Annotated in this window: 16 protein-coding genes and 1 tRNA gene; 15 read left to right on the top strand and 2 right to left on the bottom strand. The window is 42.3% G+C overall.

Annotated features, from left to right (window positions below; all coding sequences use genetic code 11):
- The first annotated feature begins 4 nt into the window (after positions 1-4).
- Positions 5-676, top strand: a complete 672-nt coding sequence (locus tag G457_RS0113835) for a hypothetical protein (RefSeq protein ID WP_026947007.1) — start codon at positions 5-7, stop codon at positions 674-676.
- Here the strand turns inward: G457_RS0113835 and G457_RS0113830 are convergent.
- Positions 648-1,382, bottom strand: coding sequence for a lysophospholipid acyltransferase family protein (locus G457_RS0113830; protein ID WP_026947006.1), 735 nt, complete (start codon positions 1,380-1,382; stop codon positions 648-650). The two genes, G457_RS0113835 and G457_RS0113830, sit on opposite strands and share 29 nt — an antisense overlap.
- A 295-nt stretch (positions 1,383-1,677) precedes the next feature.
- Between G457_RS0113830 and rpsA the strand changes: the two genes are divergently transcribed.
- Positions 1,678-3,438, top strand: coding sequence for a 30S ribosomal protein S1 (gene rpsA, locus G457_RS0113825; protein WP_026947005.1), 1,761 nt, complete (start codon positions 1,678-1,680; stop codon positions 3,436-3,438).
- A gap of 281 nt (positions 3,439-3,719) precedes the next feature.
- On the opposite strand, the gene G457_RS0113820 is transcribed toward rpsA, so the two are convergent.
- Positions 3,720-3,790: transfer RNA gene (locus G457_RS0113820), tRNA-Cys, on the bottom strand.
- A gap of 425 nt (positions 3,791-4,215) precedes the next feature.
- Between G457_RS0113820 and G457_RS0113815 the strand changes: the two genes are divergently transcribed.
- From G457_RS0113815 to G457_RS0113755, 13 genes are read left to right on the top strand one after another with little or no spacing between them, the layout of a single operon-like run.
- Positions 4,216-5,484, top strand: a complete 1,269-nt coding sequence (locus G457_RS0113815) for a c-type cytochrome (protein ID WP_026947004.1) — start codon at positions 4,216-4,218, stop codon at positions 5,482-5,484.
- A gap of 31 nt (positions 5,485-5,515) precedes the next feature.
- Positions 5,516-8,599: a TAT-variant-translocated molybdopterin oxidoreductase gene (locus G457_RS0113810; protein ID WP_026947003.1), complete on the top strand. Its 3,084-nt coding sequence runs from the start codon at positions 5,516-5,518 to the stop codon at positions 8,597-8,599.
- A gap of 17 nt (positions 8,600-8,616) precedes the next feature.
- Positions 8,617-9,981 carry an NrfD/PsrC family molybdoenzyme membrane anchor subunit gene (nrfD, locus tag G457_RS0113805; RefSeq protein WP_024283465.1) on the top strand — a complete coding sequence of 455 codons (1,365 nt, stop codon included), beginning with the start codon at positions 8,617-8,619 and terminating at the stop codon, positions 9,979-9,981.
- A gap of 1 nt (position 9,982) precedes the next feature.
- Positions 9,983-10,516 carry a DUF3341 domain-containing protein gene (locus tag G457_RS0113800; protein WP_026947002.1) on the top strand — a complete coding sequence of 178 codons (534 nt, stop codon included), beginning with the start codon at positions 9,983-9,985 and terminating at the stop codon, positions 10,514-10,516.
- An 11-nt stretch (positions 10,517-10,527) separates the two neighbouring features.
- On the top strand, positions 10,528-11,154 hold the full coding sequence (locus tag G457_RS0113795) for a c-type cytochrome (RefSeq protein WP_026947001.1): 627 nt from the start codon (positions 10,528-10,530) through the stop codon (positions 11,152-11,154).
- A gap of 2 nt (positions 11,155-11,156) precedes the next feature.
- Complete coding sequence (locus G457_RS0113790; protein WP_026947000.1) at positions 11,157-12,452, top strand: hypothetical protein; 1,296 nt, start codon at positions 11,157-11,159, stop codon at positions 12,450-12,452.
- Between the two features lie 23 nt (positions 12,453-12,475).
- A complete protein-coding gene (locus tag G457_RS0113785) occupies positions 12,476-13,495 on the top strand; it encodes a cytochrome c oxidase subunit II (protein WP_026946999.1) in 1,020 nt (339 codons plus the stop codon).
- Positions 13,496-13,519: 24 nt separating this feature from the next.
- Positions 13,520-15,406 (top strand): cytochrome c oxidase subunit I, encoded by a 1,887-nt coding sequence (locus G457_RS0113780; RefSeq protein WP_026946998.1) that lies wholly within the window; start codon positions 13,520-13,522, stop codon positions 15,404-15,406.
- Positions 15,387-16,469 carry a COX15/CtaA family protein gene (locus tag G457_RS0113775; protein ID WP_026946997.1) on the top strand — a complete coding sequence of 361 codons (1,083 nt, stop codon included), beginning with the start codon at positions 15,387-15,389 and terminating at the stop codon, positions 16,467-16,469. The genes G457_RS0113780 and G457_RS0113775 overlap by 20 nt, the downstream gene beginning before the upstream one ends.
- Positions 16,466-17,371 (top strand): heme o synthase, encoded by a 906-nt coding sequence (gene cyoE, locus G457_RS0113770; protein ID WP_026946996.1) that lies wholly within the window; start codon positions 16,466-16,468, stop codon positions 17,369-17,371. The genes G457_RS0113775 and cyoE overlap by 4 nt, the downstream gene beginning before the upstream one ends.
- Position 17,372: 1 nt before the next feature.
- A complete protein-coding gene (locus G457_RS0113765) occupies positions 17,373-17,954 on the top strand; it encodes a cytochrome c oxidase subunit 3 (protein ID WP_026946995.1) in 582 nt (193 codons plus the stop codon).
- Between the two features lie 25 nt (positions 17,955-17,979).
- A complete protein-coding gene (locus tag G457_RS0113760; protein WP_026946994.1) occupies positions 17,980-18,756 on the top strand; it encodes a cytochrome c oxidase subunit 3 in 777 nt (258 codons plus the stop codon).
- A gap of 18 nt (positions 18,757-18,774) precedes the next feature.
- Positions 18,775-19,104 carry a cytochrome C oxidase subunit IV family protein gene (locus G457_RS0113755; RefSeq protein WP_026946993.1) on the top strand — a complete coding sequence of 110 codons (330 nt, stop codon included), beginning with the start codon at positions 18,775-18,777 and terminating at the stop codon, positions 19,102-19,104.
- Positions 19,105-19,167 lie beyond the last annotated feature (63 nt).

Below are 19,167 nucleotides of genomic sequence, written 5' to 3'. Positions count from 1 at the left end.
ATCCATGATCAATCCAATAAAGTTGGAGCAGATGCTCCAAAGACCTGTACATTTTGATATTGACAAAGCCTTAAGACGGGGCTGGGAGCTATTTAAGACCAATCCCTTGTTATTTATTGCTTACTTTTTAGTCATCATAGGTATATCGGCAGGAGCATCTTTTTTCTTGGAAGACTTTGCCGGGATTGTTTCCATTTTCGTCACTCCAGCTTTGACAGCAGGCTTTTATTTGGCTGCAAATAGGGTAAGCCGGGAGGAACATTTGGATTTCAGCCACTTCTTTGATGGCTTCAAATTCTGGTTTCCAGTAATCGTGGTCAATTTGGTATCTGGTATTTTGACCGTCTTAGGAATTATTGCACTGATCATTCCAGGTATTTATTTGGGCGTCGCTTACAGCTTTGCCATTGCATTTGTATTATTTGCCGGCTTGGAATTTTGGACTGCGATGGAGTTCAGCAGAAAGCTGATCACTAAGATCTGGTGGAGGTTTTTTGCCTTCCTGATTCTCCTTTTGTTGATCAATTTGGTGGGGCTACTTTTTCTTGGAGTAGGACTTTTGGTGACAGGTCCAGTTAGCTATTTAGCAATCTATGCCGCTTTTGAGGATTTGACAGGAGACTATTTAGTAGAAGATGAGGGAACCGTCAATCTTCCTCATGCGCCAGAAGCATAGCCTCGAGTCGGTTTCGGCATTTGGCAGTGTATTCATCAACGGCAGTCGGTGAGGGATGGGGAGGCTGTAAAGCTTCTGAGAAATAAATTCGAACTTTTCCCGGTTTAAGCAAAATCGAACCCCGTTTCATAATCCGGTCGGCTCCTATTACGGCCATTGGTAAAACGGGGATTTGACTTTCGATGGAAAGGCGAAAGGCTCCCTTGTGAAAAGGTAGCAGGCTTTCTGAGCTGTCATTTCGGGTTCCTTCCGGTGCTACGACCACAGATTTACCTTTGGAAAGGATTTCGACGAGTTTTTCCAGGCTTTTTCTGCGGGACTCGGTGGAGGTTCGGTCCACCCAAATGGCAAATCGACCTACAATCCAACCGAAAACGGGGATCTTCGAAAGCTCCATCTTACCAAGGGCTTTCAGTGTCTGAGGAATAGCCATGGGGATGACCGGCGCGTCAACAAAGGAACGGTGGTTGAAAATAAAAATGTAAGGCTGACTTTTGTCGATATATTTCAACCCTTCGACCTGAAACCGAATTCCGGAGAGGAAGGACCAGGTACCTGCCCAGATTCGGATAAAGAAAAAGGAAATTCGATCGCCCCGTTCAGAAATCAAGGAAGGAATTACCATAAATAGCCCAAGAAAAATCATCAAGATGATGAAAATCAAGGCTGAGTAAATCGTATAAATCCACTGGAAGAACTTGATCATCCGAAATATTCGTTATTTTTGGGTTCGAAAATAATCCTTTAACTCTTTGCTTGCACAAGCCCCGATGCGTCTCGGGGCTTTTTCTTTTAAAGGACAATTTCCAAAGTTTTTTCAAAATGATGTTATGCATTTAATTTTTTATAGGATTTTCTAGAAATCACAGAAAATCAGTACCTTTGCAGTCCGTTCGGGTGAGCGGGGTGCTTTGGAATAGTCTAAAGTATTGATCTTCAAACAAAAAACCGCCACTTCATGATCCGGAAGTGGTCCGGAATTACAAGGATCAAACACTATTATGTCAAACAATTCAGATTTTAACTGGGAAAACTTCGAGACCAAAGGATTCGGAGAAGGGTACTCCAAAGAGCAGCGTGAGCAAATGGCCGCGATGTATGAGGGTACATTGAACGAGATCACTGAGAAAGAAGTGATCAAAGGAACTGTAGTAGGTGTGAACGACAAGGACGTGATCATCAACATTGGTTTCAAATCCGATGGCTTGGTTCCATTGAACGAATTCCGTGACTTGGAATCCATCAAGCCAGGTGACGAAGTAGAAGTATTCATCGAAGAGCAGGAGAATGCTTTGGGTCAGTTGATCCTTTCCCGTAAAAAAGCCAAAATCGTCAAGGCTTGGCAGGACATCGAGAGCGCATTCGAAAATGACAGCGTGATCGAAGGACTTGTAAAGCGTAGAACCAAAGGTGGTTTGATCGTAGATATCTACGGTGTAGAAGCCTTCTTGCCAGGTTCTCAGATTGACGTGAAGCCTATCAGAGATTTCGATATCTATGTAGGTAAGAAAATGGAAGTGAAAGTGGTGAAAATCAACCACGCTAACGATAACGTAGTCGTTTCTCACAAAGTCTTGATCGAGAAAGATCTCGAGAAGCAAAAAGCAGAAATCCTCAACAACCTAGAGAAAGGTCAGGTATTGGAAGGTGTGATCAAGAACATGACCAATTTCGGTGTATTCATCGATTTGGGTGGTGTAGATGGTCTACTTCATATCACAGACATCTCTTGGGGACGTATCAATCATCCAGAAGAAGTATTACAGCTTGATCAGAAAGTACAGATCGTTGTATTGGACTTCGATGATGACAAGAAGCGTATTTCACTAGGTATGAAGCAATTGACTTCTCATCCTTGGGATTCTTTGGCAGGCAGCCTAGAGGTTGGTTCGAAAGTACAAGGTAAGATCGTCAATGTAGCTGATTACGGTGCGTTCTTGGAGTTGGCTCCTGGAGTTGAAGGTTTGATCCACGTTTCTGAAATGAGCTGGTCTCAGCACTTGAGAAACCCAGCTGACTTCGTGAAAGTAGGAGACGAAATCGAAGCAGTTGTATTGACTTTGGACAAGGATGAAAGAAAGATGTCTTTGGGTATCAAGCAATTGACCGAAGATCCTTGGACTAAGGAAGATATGTCTACCAAATATGCGGTAGGTACCAAGCACAAAGGTGTGGTTCGTAACTTGACCAACTTCGGTCTTTTCCTAGAAATGGAAGAGGGAATCGACGGTTTGGTTCACGTATCTGACCTTTCTTGGACTAAGAAAATCAAGCACCCATCTGAGTTTGTGAAAGTTGGTGATGAGCTTGATGTAGCTGTATTGGAGCTTGATGTAGAAAACAGAAGATTGGCCTTGGGTCATAAGCAGCTTGAAGAGAACCCATGGGATACTTTCGAGAATGTATTCCCAATCGGTTCTGATCACAAGTGTACTGTTGTTTCTAAGAATGACAAAGGTGCAGTATTGGAGCTTCCTTATGGACTAGAAGGTTTCGCTACTTCCAAAAACTTGGAGAAAGAAGACGGATCTCAAGTTGAGGTTGGAGAGTCTTTGGATTTCAAAGTGATGGAATTCTCTAAGGATGACAAGCGAATTGTTCTTTCTCACACAGCTACCTTCCGTGAAGACGTGAAGCCAGCACCTGCTAAGAAGGCTCCTAAGAAGAAAGAAACTTCTTCCTCTGAGCCTGCTGAAAAGTCTACCCTAGGTGATTTGGATGCTTTGGCAGAGTTGAAGGAGAAAATGGAAGGCAAGAAATAAGAAGCTAGATTTTAGAATTTATAATCAAGAAGATTTGTCTTCAACATATAGAGCGCCGGCTGAAAAGTCGGCGTTTTTTTTGGTTCGAGATTTTTCTGATCCCTAGCTTTGATTACGACTTGTTTGGTGGTGCTAGTGGTATAGCCGTCAATAGACTGCCTTAGCGTGAGGTTGTGACTGGACCTGCCCTCGGCAGGCAAGTTCTAACCGCTGTACAAGGTTTTGATATGAAGAGATAATGGAAATAAAAAAAGCACCCTTAATAGGATGCTTTTTTGTTGAGGTCGCGAGCGGATTCGAACCGCTGTACAAGGTTTTGCAGACCTCTGCCTAGCCACTCGGCCACGCGACCAATCTGTTTTTACTGAAAACAATTTGCAGTAATGAAATAGTTTCAGAGCTTTTGAATCTCGAAAGCAAATCGTAATCGGTTGGCAAAGGTAGCTATATTTGGCATGTAAGCCAAAATCGATCTTCGAATTTTCATGACTTTTTTTGAAGTCCATAAGCAGGATTTATTCAATTTGAATACAGGGTTTATAAGAGAAATAATAGGTTGAATTTAGTAGGGATAAATTGTATTTATTTATAAAGATTCTAAATTAAAACCTTTAGGAATTAACCCTGATAAGTAATTGTAAATCAATTGACTATATTCATAAATGATCGAGTTTGAGCTTGATTGTTTAAATATTGTCCGTATTTGAAAAATAAACCCCGGATACTACCTTTGCAGGGGTTATTGAAGACCGAATAAACTATTTAATTAGCTATAATATGTTATCCAAACGCTCGTTAGTAGGAGTTCCATTGAAATTCCATACACTGGCATTGCTGTTTTTCCTGTTCTTGGGCGGACAGGTTTTCGCCGCAGATCCGGCAGTAAGCGACAGTGAGGAAGCCATCTCGGCAGGTAAGTCAGTTTTTAACGCAAACTGTAAAACCTGTCATAAGGTTGATCAGAAAGCTGTAGGTCCTGCCTTGAGAGGTATTACCGACAGAAGATCCATCGAGTGGGCTAAGAGTTTCATCAAGAACTCTCAGGCAGTAATCGCCTCAGGTGATGAGTATGCCAACAATCTCTATGCAGAGTACAACAATCTGATGATGCCATCTCATGAGTTTTTGTCTGATGCAGATCTAGACAATCTCTTGGCATACATCGAATATGGAGACAAGGTAGACCCTGCTGCTGAAGCTGCTGCTGCCGCTGCCGCGGGTGGTGAAGCTGGTGCTGGAGGAGGAGGAGGAATCCCTACTCAATACCTCACCATTATCATTGTGGTTTTGGTCATTGTTCTGTTCCTGATCCTCGTAGTCTTGGGATTGATTATTTCCATCCTGACCAAATATGTCAATAAGCAGGATCTCGACGAGACAGATAAAGAATTTGTATCTCAGAAATTTGAGTTTGGAAAAGTATTCAAGAGCGATGCTTTCATCATCATTGTAACTGCCTTGGTGGTGGCATTGGTTGCTAAAACTGCCATTGATGGGCTATATACAGTAGGTGTGCAGCAAGGTTATGCTCCTACTCAGCCTATAGCTTATTCTCATGCTCTGCATGCTGGTACTCTTGAGATCGAATGTCAGTATTGCCATACTGGGGTAGAGATTGGTAAATCCGCTAATATTCCATCTGCCAATATTTGTATGAACTGTCACATGCACGTACAGAACGTACAAGGCCAAGATGGTATTTCTCCAGAGATCCAAAAGATCTACGACGCAATTGATAATAATCAGCCAATTGAATGGGTGAGAATTCACAATCTGCCTGACTTGGCTTACTTCAACCACTCTCAGCACGTGAAAGTGGGAGGAATTGAGTGTCAAACTTGTCACGGTCCTATCCAGGAAATGGAAGTTGTCTATCAGTACTCATCTCTGACCATGGGATGGTGTATCGACTGCCACCGTCAGACCGAAATCAATGCGCAAGGAAACGAGTACTACGACAAATTGGTACAGCTTCACTCTGATTCAAAAGATGCCTTGAAAGTGAAGGACATCGGAGGTTTGGAATGTGCTAAGTGTCATTACTAAAAAAATCTGAAATCTATTCCTAGATCATAAAATGAAGGAAACTAAGAAAACATACTGGAAAGGACTGGAGCAACTCAGCAACGATCCGGAGTTTGTTAAGAATGCAGACAGGGAGTTCCCAGAGCTTCCATCCATGATTTCCGAAGACGGAAACGCATCCAGGAGAGACTTTCTGAAAATGATGGGCTTTAGCTTGGCAGCTGCTTCTTTGGCAGCGTGTGAGGCTCCTGTGCGAAAGGCGATCCCTTACGTCAACAAGCCTGTTGATATCAACCCATCCATCCCTAACTACTACGCATCTACCTTCGCTTCCGGTGGAGATTATGCATCGATCGTAGTGAAAACCCGCGAGGGTCGACCAATCAAGATCGATGGTAATAAGCTTTCACCTATTAATAATGGAAAAGTAAATGCCATCGTAGAAGCTTCAGTTCTTTCGCTTTACGATAAAGAGCGTTTAACAGGACCGTATTTGGCTGGTGAAAAGACTGATTGGGCAAGTTTGGATGCAGAGGTGAAATCAAAAGTCGCTGCTGCTGGAAATATAAAGATCGTTTCCAACACCGTACTTTCTCCTTCTACTCTGAAAGCATTGAACCTGTTCTCTGAATCAATAGGAGGTGCAGAGGTCATCATGTATGATCCGCTTTCAAATTATGGAATTGCCAAGGCCTCAGAATCAATGTACGGCCAAGCGGTAGTTCCTTCTTATTCATTTGACAAAGCAAAGACCATCGTCTCTTTCGGAGCTGACTTCCTAGGAACTTGGATATCTCCGATCGAATTTGCCGGTCAGTATGCGAAGACTCGTAAAATCAGCAAAGAGCGTCCTGAGATGTCTCGTCATTACCAGTTTGAGTCCAATTTGTCTTTGACTGGTGCGAATGCAGACTATCGTTCACCAATCAAAGCTTCTCAAAGCGGATTGGCTGTTTTGGCGCTTTATAATATGCTTGCTCGAAAAGCGGGCGCTGCTACGGTATCTGCTCCTGCAGTTGAAGTAGCTAATTTGGAAAAGGCAGCTAATGACCTTTGGGCTTCCAGAGGTGCTTCTTTGGTTGTTTCAGGTTCTAACGATCCTAACGTTCAAACTGTCATCCATGCAATCAATGAATTGCTTGGAAACAATGGAGCTACAGTTGATTTTTCTACTCCTGTTAACTTTAGAAAGGGAGACGACGCGAAAATGAATCAGTTCATCACTGATCTCAATGCAGGTCGAGTGGGAGCTGTCATTTTCCATAACTGTAACCCGGTATATGATCATCCAAGAGGTGCAGAATTAGCCGAAGGTATATCTAAAGCTCGTTTCTCTTTGGCTACAAATATGACCATGGATGAAACAGCTTCTTTGGTAGGAGCCCTTGCTCCAGATCATCACTTCTTAGAAGCTTGGAATGATTTCGAACCAAAACCAGGTCATTATTCACTTTCTCAACCAACCATTTCTCCGCTGTTTGACACACGTCAGGCGCAGGAGTCACTTTTGGTTTGGGCAGGAGAAACCACAAACTACTACGATTTCCTAAGAAACAACTGGGAAACAGGTCTCTACACACAAGTAGCGACTTTGGATTCATTCCAGACTTTCTGGGATAAATCACTTTACAATGGTGTGCTCGCCCTAGAGCGTGAGGGTATTCCATTTGCTCCTATTGGAGATGTCACTGAGGCTGCTACAGCAGTAGCTAGAACTTACAGTGCTGATAATTCCGGAGCAGAACTTATTGTATATCCTAAAGTAGCTATCGGAAATGGTACCTTTGCCAATAACCCTTGGCTTCAGGAAACTCCGGATCCGATCACCAAGGCTACTTGGGACAATTATTTGACAGTATCTCAAAAATGGGCTTCCGATAATGGAGTAACCATGATTGAAGAGAATACTCGCAAAGCTTCTGTAACTATCAACGGTAAAAAAATCACTGTTCCAATTTTGATCCAGCCAGGTCAGGCTGAAGGAACTTTCGGTTTAGCCGTTGGATACGGAAGAACCAAGGCAGGTAGGGTTGCAAATGGCGTAGGTGTGAATGCCTACGAATTGCTTGATGCTTCTGCTGGCTTTGTGAACTTTGATATTACTTCTGGAGTGACTGTAGAGGTAACTGGTGATTCTTATAAGATTGCAAGAACGCAGACACATCAGACTTTCATGGCACGTGAAAACGTGATTCAGGAAGCTACGCTTTCAGAATACAAGCAAGATGCTTCTGCAGGGCGATACAAGCCGGAAATCTACAAGGAAGGCGAATTTATCAAGCCTTCTAAGATTTCCTTGTGGAAAGGGCATCAATATTCTCAGCATCACTGGGGATTGGCCATTGATATGAACTCCTGTATCGGCTGCTCGGCTTGTTCTGTAGCCTGTCAAGTAGAAAACAACGTCGCTGTAGTAGGTAAAGAAGAGGTCTTGAATCGTCGTGAGATGGCTTGGATCCGTATCGATAGATATTACTCTTCAGATGCTGCAGCAGATGATTTGTCAGGTTTGGAAAAAGCTTCTGAAAATCCAGAAGTTACCTTCCAGCCAATGATGTGTCAGCAGTGTAATAATGCACCTTGCGAGACTGTATGTCCAGTAGCTGCGACCACTCACTCTTCTGAAGGGTTGAACCAAATGACTTACAACCGTTGTATCGGTACGCGTTACTGTGCTAACAACTGTCCTTACAAGGTTCGTCGATTCAATTGGTTCAAGTACCATGACAATACTCAATTCGCTGGAGTCAATGTGGCTCAAAACGATGATTTGGGTAAGATGGTATTGAATCCTGACGTGACTGTACGAGTTCGAGGCGTGATGGAGAAGTGCTCAATGTGCGTGCAGCGAATTCAAGCTGGTAAGCTGGAGGCTAAGCGTGAGAAGCGTAAAGTAAAAGACGGAGATATCAACGTGGCTTGTGCTACGGCATGTCCAACCGATGCATTGGTATTCGGAGATATGAATGATCCGGAAAGCCGTGTATCCAAGCTCTTGAAGATTGAGGAAAACTCAACTTCTGCTCTGAAGGAAGTCAATGAAGAGCGGGCTTACCACGTATTGGAAGAGATCAACGTGAGTCCAAACGTTTGGTACTTTACCAAAATCAGAAATAAAGACAAAAACGAAGCGTAATCATAATTTTATAAACTATGCAGGTTACTTCATCCGTACGAGAGCCTTTAGTTACCGGCGGGAAAAGCTATCATGACGTCACTCATGATGTGTCACGTCAAGTAGAAGGAAAGCCGTCACTATCTTGGTTCCTTGCCTTTTTGACAGCAGCTGGTGTATTGGGACTTGGTTCCATCGCATTGATTGCTACCCTTTGGGAAGGAATTGGAATGTGGGGACTCAACAAGACCATCGGTTGGGCTTGGGACATCACCAACTTCGTGTGGTGGGTTGGTATCGGTCACGCCGGTACATTGATCTCAGCCGTACTTTTGTTATTCAGACAAAAGTGGAGAACATCCATTAACCGAGCTGCAGAGGCGATGACTATCTTCGCTGTAATCTGTGCGGCAATGTTCCCGGTTATTCACATGGGTCGTCCTTGGTTAGGAGCTTATTGGGCACTTCCACTTCCCAACACCTTTGGTTCGCTTTGGGTTAACTTCAACTCACCTCTCCTTTGGGACGTATTTGCGATTTCGACTTATTTCTCCGTATCGCTTGTTTTCTGGTACATCGGTTTGATCCCAGATTTTGCAACGATTCGTGACCGAGCTACTGGCTTGAGAAAAACTATCTACGGTGCCTTGTCCTTTGGATGGGATGGAGCAGCAAAAACTTGGATGCGTTATGAATCCGTTTCCTTGATTTTGGCAGGTTTGGCTACACCGCTTGTACTTTCTGTACACACGATCGTATCCTTTGACTTTGCGACTTCCGTGATTCCAGGTTGGCACACGACGATCTTCCCTCCATACTTTGTGGCAGGTGCGATCTTCTCTGGATTTGCTATGGTATTGACCCTGATGATTATCACCAGAAAAGTATTTAAACTGGAAGATTACATCACGATGGGCCATATCGAATTGATGAATATCGTGATCATCATCACCGGTTCGATTGTAGGTATTGCTTACATTACAGAATTCTTCATCGCTTGGTATTCAGGAGTGGCAGCAGAACAGTATGCATTTATCAACCGGGCAACAGGACCTTATTGGTGGGCTTACTGGTCTATGATGACTTGTAATGTGATTTCACCACAGTTGTTCTGGTTCAAGAAAATCCGGACTTCTATTGTGGCTACATTTATCCTATCACTTGTAGTGAATATCGGGATGTGGTTTGAGCGATTTGTAATTATCGTGACTTCCTTGCACAGAGATTACTTGCCTTCTTCTTGGGCGATGTTCTACCCAACTTGGGCTGACATTGGAGTCTATCTATTTACCTTCGGACTGTTTTTCACCTTGTTCTTCTTGTTCGCTAAGTTTTTCCCTGTGATCAACATGGCTGAAGTAAAGTCTGTATTGAAATCATCATCCGAAAAAGCTGCTAAATAATATGGAAAGAGATACTCATTTTGTATTGGGCGTATACGAAGACGAAGACGTTCTTCTTGACGCCGTAAAACAAGTAAGATCCAGTGGTGTGAAAATCCATGAGGTGTATTCCCCTTATCCTGTTCATGGTCTGGAGCACGTACTTGGTTATAAGAGAAGTAGACTTCCTATCGCAGCTTTCCTTTTTGGAATGCTGGGTACTTCCCTTGCTTTGACGATGCAGTTTTACATGATGAAGTTTGACTGGCCAATGATCATTGGTGGTAAGGATTACGCAGCCTTCCCGGATTTCATTCCAGTTTCTTTTGAGATGACTGTATTGCTTGCTGCTTTCGGAATGGTAGGAGTTTTTATGGTGAGTTCTAATTTGAAGCCTTGGGCACAACCACGAATCTTCGATGTAAGAATCACCGATGATAAGCACGTAATGGCAATAGACATTGCGAACAATAGCGCTATGGATCAGGAAAAAATCAAAGAGATTTTGAAGTCTTCCGGTGCTACTGAAGTAAATAATAAAAGTTTTGACGAGTAATTCCCGATAAAATGACGATAAAGAACACACTAGGAATCTTGGGAATGGCAGTTGTAGGAGCTGTGTTTGCTGGCTGTAGTGCTGGTGAGGACAATCCTGGATTGGAATATGCTCCACAGATGTACCATTCTGTAGCCTACGAACCACTTACTCAGATCAAGGATGAAAGTCAAGGCTCTTGGCTCTCTAACAGAGAAGATGGTAAAGGGGAGTTTTTCAACAGTAACGTACACAATCCCAATGGGATGAACATGCGCGAGCCTGTCGAAGGTACAGTGCCTCGAAATAAATATGATATGCTTCCGTACAGATTGAAGACATTTGAATTGGAGGAAGCTGCTCTTATTGAAAATCCTTTGACTGTGGATGATGCTATTGTAAAAGAGGGAGAAACTCTTTACATCCAATACTGCTCATCTTGTCACGGAAAAGGAGGAGAAGGTGATGGAAAAGTAGGTGAAATCATCGGTGGTGTTGCTAACCTTAAAGGTGGAGCGTATATCAATTTGCCAGAAGGTCACATTTTCCATGTAATCACAAAAGGAAAAGGACGAATGGGAGCTCATGGTTCTCAGATCACTCCAGAAAATCGCTGGAAGATCGTTTCCTATGTTAAACAAGTAATTCAGAAGCAATAATCATGGCTCACGAAGTTCAAAATTTCAACCTTGATCAAAAATTTGATTTCACCCCAGGAATCAAAAAATCCATCATGACGGTCCTTTTGATAGGGGCTGCCTTGTTGGTTGTGGGAATTGTATTAGCTATGATGGGTGGTGGTCATGCAGAAGAAGGTGCTGAGGCTGGAGGACATGCATTCCATTGGTATCAGCGCTTGTATGCTAATATTTGGATCAACAACGTCTATTTCACAGGTATTGCCATTGTAGGTGTATTCTTCTTTGCTATTCAATATGCTGCTCAAGCAGGTTGGTCAGCACCAATCACTAGAGTAATGTTAGCGTTTGGAAACTGGTTACCAATCGCTGCAGTTTTGATGATTGTGACTTTCTTCGTAGCTGGTCATGATTTATTCCATTGGTGGCATGCAGAGTTGTTCGATAAGAACTCAGCTGAGTATGACAAAATCATTGACGGAAAAGGCGCTTTCTTTTACTGGCCTATGGAAAAGGGTACTTTCCCTATCTTCTATATCGTTAGAATGGTTGTGTTCTTTGGATTCTGGGTTTTCTTCTTCTCGAAATTCAAGAAAATAGCTGCTGCAGAAGATCAATTAGGAGGAACATCACATTGGTTTAAGATGAGAAGCTGGTCAGCTTACTTCTTAGTATTCTTTGCAGTTTCTTCTTCTATTTCAGCTTGGGATTGGGTGATGTCAATTGACACGCACTGGTTCTCTACGCTATTTGGATGGTACGTATTCTCTTCTTGGTTCGTAGCCGGACTTTCTGCTATCACACTTGCAGTTATCTTCTTGAAAGGCAAAGGCTATCTTGAAATGGTGAATGAAAACCATGTTCATGACCTTGGAAAGTTTGTGTTTGGCTTCTCTATCTTCTGGACTTACTTGTGGTTTTCACAGTTCCTTTTGATCTATTATGCCAACATACCTGAAGAAACAGTTTATTTTGTTGAGAGACTTACTTCTGACGTGTATGGAGGGTTCATTTTCGTAAACATAGCGATGAACTTTGTCCTGCCGTTCTTAGTTTTAATGACAAGAGATGCAAAAAGACACGGAGTATTTTTAAAACTCGTTTGTACGCTTCTAATCGTAGGTCACTGGGTAGATTTCTTCTTGATGGTTCAGCCAGGTACCCTAGGTCATAATGGAGGTGTAGGATTGATGGAAGTAGGAATGTTCCTTGTTTATGGCTCAGCGGTGGCGTTGGTTGTGCTTGGAGGCTTAGCTAAAGGAAATCTAATCCCTAAAAATCACCCGATGCTTGAAGAAAGCTATCAACATCACATTTAAATCAAACCCGAAAAAGTAAAAATATGTACGGATTTCTAATTGCAGTAGGGGTTGTTCTCCTTTTATCAATTGTTTGGATGGTATACCGAATCCAGACATTGGTATCTGTTGTAAAAGGTTCTGACAAGAAAATCGCATCCGGAAGTAATAAGGTTAATGCCTTCTTGTTCTTGGTGTTTTTGGTGGCTGTTGGAGGATTGATGTTTTGGTATTCAATCAAGGAGTTTGATAATTACCAACTTCCAATTGCCTCTGAGCATGGAGTGGTTACGGACCGTTTGTTCTGGATCACGATGGCAGTGACAGGAGTGATATTCATTATTACTCACATTTTGCTCTTCGTTTTCCCATACAAATACCAATACAAAGAAGATCGTAAGGCATCCTTTTATCCAGAAAACAATAAACTTGAGGTTATTTGGACTACTGTTCCCGCTTTAGTCTTGACTGTTCTGGTTATTACTGGTTGGATGGCATGGTCAGATATTACAGCTCCTGCTCCTGAGAATGCTCATGTTGTCGAATTGATGGGTTATCAATTTGCTTGGGATATTCGATATCCTGGTCAGGATAAAGTATTGGGAGACAATGATTATCGATTGACATCTGCAATCAATCCTATGGGAATTGATTTCACAGATCAAAAGTCTGTGGACGACTTTCCTTCTCCAAAAGTAGTAATTCCTAAAGGCGAACCGGTATTATTTAAAATCCGTGCACGTGATGTATTGCACTCTGTTTTTGCTCCGCACATGAGGTTGAAAATGGATGCAGTACCGGGAATGCCTACTCGATTCTGGTTTGTACCAAATAAAACTACTGCTGAAATGCGGGCAGAGTTGAAGAATCCGGATTTCAATTATGAGATTGCATGTACGGAAATTTGCGGAAGAGGTCACAATGCAATGAGAAGAGTGATCGAGGTGGTCGAGCCTGCTGAATATCAGAAATGGCTGACTGAGCAGAAGACTTTCCTTCAAATGAATCCTGCCTTGGCTGAAGGGATAGAAGTAGAAGTAAAAGAAGTGGCAGAAATTCAATAAGAAAACAACACAAAATAATTAATTATGGCTACAGCATCTGTTGCGACACATGACACCGCCCATGATCATCACGATCATGAGCATCATGATAATTTTGTGACCAAATATATTTTCAGTACCGATCATAAAATGATCGGAAAGCAATTCTTGATTACTGGTATATTCTGGGCACTTATAGGTGGTCTTTTGTCTGTACTATTCAGACTTCAGTTGGGTTTCCCTGATATGAATCTGGAGTGGTTGAGACCGCTGTTAGGAGGATGGATTACCGAAACAGGTCAATTGGATCAAACATTCTATCTGGCCCTAGTGACTATGCACGGTACGATCATGGTATTCTTCGTATTGACTGCAGGTCTTAGTGGTACTTTTTCCAATTTCTTGATTCCCTTGCAAATTGGAGCCCGTGACATGGCTTCAGGCTTTATGAATATGCTTTCATACTGGTTCTTCTTTGTATCCAGTGTGATCATGTTTATTTCCTTATTCATTAAAACCGGTCCTGCCGGCGGTGGTTGGGTAGTTTACCCACCATTATCTGCGCTTGAGCAGGCTATTCCTGGTTCAGGATTGGGAATGACCTTGTGGTTGGTAGCAATGACTTTCTTTATTGCTTCATCACTACTTGGAGGTATTAACTACATCACTACTGTCATTAACCTTAGAACAAAAGGTATGTCTTTCTCAAGACTTCCTTTGACGATTTGGGCTTTCTTCTTGACAGCTGTAATTGGATTGTTGTCTTTCCCTGTGTTGTTTGCGGCAGCTCTTTTGTTGGTTTTTGATAGAAGTTTTGGTACTTCTTTCTATTTGTCGGATATCTACATTGGGGGTGAAGCCCTTCCAAACACTGGTGGTAGCCCAGTATTGTATCAGCACTTGTTCTGGTTCCTTGGTCACCCTGAGGTTTACATCGTATTGCTACCAGCATTGGGTATTACCTCTGAAGTAATCGCAACCAATTCCAGAAAACCAATTTTCGGATACAAGGCGATGATTATTTCCATGTTGGGTATTACAATCCTTTCATTTATCGTGTGGGCTCACCACATGTTTGTGTCAGGTATGAATCCATTCTTGGGATCCATCTTTATGTTCTTGACTTTAATCATTGCCATTCCTTCTGCGGTGAAGGTATTCAACTACCTCACTACGCTATGGAGAGGTAACTTGATCTTTACGCCTGCGATGCTTTTCTCTATCGGTCTAGTATCCTTCTTTATCTCAGGTGGTTTGACTGGTATTTTCTTAGGAAACTCAGCCATTGATATTCAGTTGCACGACACTTATTTCGTAGTGGCTCACTTCCACTTGGTAATGGGTTCTGCTTCCTTCTTCGGTCTAGTGGCCGGTGTTTATCACTGGTTCCCTAAGATGTTTGGTAGAATGATGGATGCTCGTCTTGGATATGTTCACTTCTGGTTGACATTCGTAGGAGTTTATATGGTATTCTTCCCAATGCACTACATCGGTATTGCAGGTTTCCCAAGAAGATACTATTCATGGACTGGGTTTGAATTCTCAAACATGTATACTGATTTGAATATGTTCGTATCTGTAGCTGCAATCATCACTTTTGCTGCTCAGTTTATCTTCCTATTCAATTTCTTCTATTCTATGTATCGTGGAAGAAAAGCATCTTCCAACCCATGGAGATCTACTACTTTGGAGTGGACAACTCCAATTGTCCCTGGACATGGCAACTGGCCTGGAGAAATTCCAACTGTTTATCGTTGGCCATATGACTACTCCAAGCCTGGAGCAGAAGAAGACTTCATCCCTCAGACCGTTCCACTTTCCGCTACGCCTGAATCCAATCTGCCACATGAGCAGGAGCAAGTGAAGACTGAAATGGAAATTATTAAAGATGAATCTGAGGCTCTAGTCGCCAATGAAGCAAAAGAATCTTAAAAACTTAAACAGCTTTCGCCGAACCGGATTGGTGACGGTGATTGCTGTTTACTTTCTCATACTGGTTGGAGGCATTGTCCGGAGCACTGGCTCTGGAATGGGATGTCCCGATTGGCCAAAATGTTTTGGGAGCTTGGTTCCGCCTACCAGTGTGGATCAGCTCCCAAAAAATTATCAAGAGATTTATCTTGAAAAGAGGCTGGCTAAAAACGAAAGGTTTGTAGCTACACTTGACAAGCTTGGATTTGACAAAGCGGCTGAAAGAATCGCAAATGATAAGACAATCCTAATCGAGGAGGAGTTTAATGCTACCAAAACCTGGATCGAGTACATTAATCGATTGATTGGAGTAGTCATCGGATTTCTTATCATTCTTACGGTCTGGAAATCGTTGAAACTATGGAAAATTGATCGGACGATTCCGATTTTATCCATTGCATCACTAGTCTTGGTGTTATTTCAAGGATGGATAGGCTCTATTGTTGTCTCTACCAATCTCTTGGATTGGATGATCACCTTTCATATGATTCTGGCATTGCTTTTAGTGGTTTTGTTACTGTATATCAACCACAGGGCGTTTCTCGTAAAGTATGAGAATCATAAAGAGGATCAGGTTCCAAGTAAAGTCAAATGGTTGCTTGTCATTGGAACGGCCCTAATGGTGGTACAAATAGTATTTGGTACACAGGTGAGAGAGGAATTAGATCAAATTTCCTTTGCAATGGGAGGAATGATGCGAGATACTTGGATTGAACAGATAGGTATGACCTTCTTGATACATCGCTCGTTTTCTCTAGTGCTTCTGGGAATTCATCTACTCTATTTCTTCTGGGCATTTAAGTATACCCGAAGGAAATCGCCTGTCAATAAATGGTCTCAAGCATTGTTGCTTGTGATCGTCATGGAAATAGCAACAGGTATTGGAATGGCTTATTTTGCCATCCCTGCTTTCTTGCAGCCTGTTCATTTATTATTGGGTTCTTTGATCATCGGAGTGCAATTCGTATTGCTATTCCAACTTAGAACCCAAGAAGATGTGAATCTTATTACAAATCCCTCATGAGGACCGTTGGTATTTCGGAGTTAAGCTTTATAGAAGGACTTTTAGTCCGCGTTAAAGCATATGCAGATTTAATCAAATTGAGACTTTCCGCTTTGGTCACCTTTTCTGCTGTGTTTGGCTATATATTGGGTGATTCTGGTGTAAGCTTTGGATGGACTGGCTTCATCGGATTAGCTTTAGGAGGGTTCTTAATCTCCGGAGCATCAGGAGCTGCTAATGAAATCATGGAAAGAGACTTGGACAAGCTCATGAAGCGAACCCAAAACCGACCTCTTCCCCTTCAATTAATTAGTCTAAGAGAAGCTTACTGGTTTACTGTAGCTGTAGCCATTCTTGGTATCTCTTTACTTTGGATCTTTACAAATCCATTGACGACTTGGCTTGGAATCCTTAGTATGGTTTTGTATGCTTTTGTTTATACTCCTTTGAAGAGAGTAGGACCAATTGCAGTATTTGTTGGAGCTATTCCTGGAGCAATGCCTCCTCTATTGGGATGGACTGCAGCGACTGGCACGATTGGCTACGAAGCATTGATCATCTTTGGAATTCAGTTTATATGGCAATTTCCACACTTTTGGGCTATTGCCTGGGTAAGTGATGAAGACTATAAGCGTGCAGGCTTCAAGCTACTTCCAAGTGGTGGTGGACAGGATTTGAATACCGCTATCCAAATTATGATATACACCCTGTTTCTGCTTCCTTTAGGATTGTTGCCTTCCTATTTTGGATTGACAGGGCTAAACTCCGGAATAGTTGCTACGGTATGTGGAGTACTCTTTTTGGCACAAACTTTCTCCTTGATGCGTGATTGCTCTAGGAAGTCTGCCTTGAAAATTATGTTCGGTTCCTTTTTGTATTTGCCTATCGTGCAAATAGCTTACCTTCTTGATAAGATACCTTAAAATGGAAAAAGAACTAAAATATATTGATCTGGTAGAGCAGCCCATCTCTATGCATCCCAAGAAGTTTGCCTTATGGCTCTTCATGGTGACTGTAGTGATGATCTTCGCTGCCTTGACAAGTGCTTATATAGTCCGTCAGGCTGAAGGTAATTGGCTTGATTACGATTTACCTCAAGTCTTCTGGTTTACTTCAGGCGTAGTAGTATTAAGTTCCCTATTTCTTCATTGGGCTTATATCTCTGCTAAAAAAGACAACCTTTCTCAGCTTCGAATCGGAATGAGTATGGCTGTATTATTAGGAATTGTCTTTTTGGTGGGACAATGGTACAGTTGGGTTGCCTTGGTAGACCGGCAAGTATTCTTTGTGGGTAATCCATCGGGCTCATTTCTCTATGTTTTCACTGGATTGCACGCTGTTCACCTGATCAGCGGTGTGATATTTCTGATTATTGTATTAATTTCGTCCTTTAGATATAAGGTCCACTCTCAGGCCATGAACACTATGGAAATGGCCACCTCATATTGGCATTTCCTTGGAGGCTTGTGGATCTATCTATTCATGTTTTTGCTATTGAATCATTAATTTACCTGGTACAAATAAATAATCTATGTCTGCGCATTCTACTGCTATTGGAGTAAGCCCAAAAAGGGGCACCTGGGGAGGAGGAAATGAACCTCTCAAGGCCAGTTATGGAAAACTCATGATGTGGTTTTTCCTACTCTCTGATATCTTCACATTTGCTGCTTTTTTGATCAGCTACTTGGCTATTCGCGTCAGTTATCCTGCCTACGCAGGACCTGCCGAGACATTCGTTGGATCCAATGAATACTGGCCTATTCCCGAACTAGTATTTGAGGCTGTACCTTTCCTTCATGGATTTCATGCTCCTCTAGTATTCGTAGGTATCATGACCTTCATTTTGATCTCGAGTAGTGTAACCATGGTACTTGCTGTGGAAGCTGGACATCGAAATGATCGAAATGATGTGGTTAAATGGATGCTTTGGACCATGCTTGGTGGTATCACTTTCTTAGGTTGTCAAGCTTGGGAATGGTCTCACTTTATCCATGGTACGGACAGTGGTTCAGTGCTGACCTACATTGATTCTTTGAGTAGAGAAGTTACCGAAACGGTATTTGGAGCCAATCTTGTGGTCAACGAATATGGGCCTCCTGCATTTGCACAGTTGTTCTTCTTCATTACTGGATTCCATGGATTCCACGTGACGATAGGTGTGGTATTGCTGTTTTTAGCATTTTACCAGGCAGCTGTAGGTGTATATGACCGTAGAGGTCACTATGAGATGATCGAGAAGATAGGTTTATATTGGCACTTTGTAGACCTTGTTTGGGTATTTGTATTTACCTTATTCTACCTGATCTAAAGCTAAAAATATTCAATTATGGAAGTTCAAGACACTAAATCTACGCTACAAGTAGTTCCTAGAAATAACGAGAAGATCAAGAAAATCTGGAAAACCGCAGGTATTCTTCTCGCACTTACCGTTGCCGAATTTATCATGGCTTTTACGATGGACAGAGGCATCCTACTTTATGCACTCTTTATCATCCTGACGATCTGGAAGGCAAAATATATTATGATGGAATTCATGCACCTCGGTGATGAAGTGAAGCCATTATTCTATTCGATCATCGTTCCGCTTATTTTCCTGATATGGTTATTGATTGCCTTGGCCAAGGAAGGTTCGGATATCTTTATGATGCGTTGGTAGGATTTAAAATTTAAATAAAAAAAGTAGGTTGGGGTGTGACACTTCAACCTACTTTTTTGTTAT

Origin of the sequence: Algoriphagus marincola DSM 16067, from assembly GCF_000429405.1 — a bacterium.
GTDB classification, from domain to species: domain Bacteria; phylum Bacteroidota; class Bacteroidia; order Cytophagales; family Cyclobacteriaceae; genus Algoriphagus; species Algoriphagus marincola.
The sequence above is the reverse complement of the archived record's forward strand: the minus strand, read 5'-3'. Positions and strand labels throughout refer to the sequence as shown.

Excerpts from the sequence above, each read along its gene's own strand:
- G457_RS0113835 (WP_026947007.1), top strand. The coding sequence starts at position 5 with ATGATCAATCCAATAAAGTTGGAGCAGATGCTCCAAAGACCTGTACAT.
- G457_RS0113830 (WP_026947006.1), bottom strand. The coding sequence starts at position 1,382 with ATGATCAAGTTCTTCCAGTGGATTTATACGATTTACTCAGCCTTGATT.
- rpsA (WP_026947005.1), top strand. The coding sequence starts at position 1,678 with ATGTCAAACAATTCAGATTTTAACTGGGAAAACTTCGAGACCAAAGGA.
- G457_RS0113815 (WP_026947004.1), top strand. The coding sequence starts at position 4,216 with ATGTTATCCAAACGCTCGTTAGTAGGAGTTCCATTGAAATTCCATACA.
- G457_RS0113810 (WP_026947003.1), top strand. The coding sequence starts at position 5,516 with ATGAAGGAAACTAAGAAAACATACTGGAAAGGACTGGAGCAACTCAGC.
- nrfD (WP_024283465.1), top strand. The coding sequence starts at position 8,617 with ATGCAGGTTACTTCATCCGTACGAGAGCCTTTAGTTACCGGCGGGAAA.
- G457_RS0113800 (WP_026947002.1), top strand. The coding sequence starts at position 9,983 with ATGGAAAGAGATACTCATTTTGTATTGGGCGTATACGAAGACGAAGAC.
- G457_RS0113795 (WP_026947001.1), top strand. The coding sequence starts at position 10,528 with ATGACGATAAAGAACACACTAGGAATCTTGGGAATGGCAGTTGTAGGA.
- G457_RS0113790 (WP_026947000.1), top strand. The coding sequence starts at position 11,157 with ATGGCTCACGAAGTTCAAAATTTCAACCTTGATCAAAAATTTGATTTC.
- G457_RS0113785 (WP_026946999.1), top strand. The coding sequence starts at position 12,476 with ATGTACGGATTTCTAATTGCAGTAGGGGTTGTTCTCCTTTTATCAATT.
- G457_RS0113780 (WP_026946998.1), top strand. The coding sequence starts at position 13,520 with ATGGCTACAGCATCTGTTGCGACACATGACACCGCCCATGATCATCAC.
- G457_RS0113775 (WP_026946997.1), top strand. The coding sequence starts at position 15,387 with ATGAAGCAAAAGAATCTTAAAAACTTAAACAGCTTTCGCCGAACCGGA.
- cyoE (WP_026946996.1), top strand. The coding sequence starts at position 16,466 with ATGAGGACCGTTGGTATTTCGGAGTTAAGCTTTATAGAAGGACTTTTA.
- G457_RS0113765 (WP_026946995.1), top strand. The coding sequence starts at position 17,373 with ATGGAAAAAGAACTAAAATATATTGATCTGGTAGAGCAGCCCATCTCT.
- G457_RS0113760 (WP_026946994.1), top strand. The coding sequence starts at position 17,980 with ATGTCTGCGCATTCTACTGCTATTGGAGTAAGCCCAAAAAGGGGCACC.
- G457_RS0113755 (WP_026946993.1), top strand. The coding sequence starts at position 18,775 with ATGGAAGTTCAAGACACTAAATCTACGCTACAAGTAGTTCCTAGAAAT.